Origin of the sequence: Paractinoplanes toevensis, from assembly GCF_018332695.1 — a bacterium.
Classification (GTDB): Bacteria; Actinomycetota; Actinomycetes; order Mycobacteriales; family Micromonosporaceae; genus Actinoplanes; species Actinoplanes toevensis.
The window spans coordinates 1-733 of the sequence record NZ_BOQN01000114.1 but is presented as its reverse complement, the minus strand read 5'-3'; the positions used below and the strand labels follow the sequence as shown (position 1 = coordinate 733).

General features: G+C 69.7%; 1 protein-coding gene and 1 pseudogene. Both read right to left on the bottom strand.

Translation table 11 applies throughout. The features are described from left to right. Nucleotides 1–417, bottom strand: a pseudogene (locus Ato02nite_RS40350) (hypothetical protein); the annotation flags it as partial. A gap of 5 nt (nt 418–422) precedes the next feature. After that, nucleotides 423–733 (bottom strand): hypothetical protein (locus tag Ato02nite_RS40345; protein ID WP_213011985.1); only part of this gene is annotated, 311 nt, incomplete at its 5' end.

Here is a 733-nt window from a genome sequence, read left to right as displayed (position 1 = left end):
CTTGGCCGCGCCGGTGGTGGTGTCGACGACCGCGGCGATGGCCCCGGCCATCATCAGGTCGGGATCGTTGGCGGCCTTCTTGGGCGCGAAGACCGCGACCGCGTACCGGCCGGAGCCGGTCACGCAGACCGAGCCGCCCCACGGGCCGACGTCGATCGCGTCGGCGCGCAGGGTCGCGAGCGTCTTCCAGGCGAAGGCGTCGGACTCCCGGGCGATGTAGAGGTGATAGCCGTCGGCGTCACCGGCACCGGTGACCACGAAGTCCGACGAGGACTTCCAGCCCTTCCCGAGGGCCTTCTCCGGCGCGGCGATGGCGGCCTGGCCATCGGTGGACTTGGCCGGTGCGGCGTGGACCGGCGCCGAGAAGCCGGCGACGGCAACCACGGCGGCCGTGGCGGCGGTAAGCATCTTCGACATCTCGGTCACCGCCACTTCGTGCATCCGCCGATGGCGGTCTGGGTGTCGCCGCCGTCGCCGCCGTGACCCTGCTGGGTCCAGCAGAACTTGACCGACTGCATGGAGTTGTAGAGCTTCGTGGTCCACACGCCCGGGCCGGTGAAGTTCGAGAAGAAGTCGAGCGACTTCAGGTAACCGCTGCCGCCGTACGGCGAGATGCCCCAGAGGCCGAGAGTGACGCCGCCCTCGGCCTTCTGGTTGTACTCACCCCAGAAGGCGTGGCAGGTCGGGCTGTACCAGAGGTCGACCGTCTGGAGGGTGGTGGTGCCGTCGACGA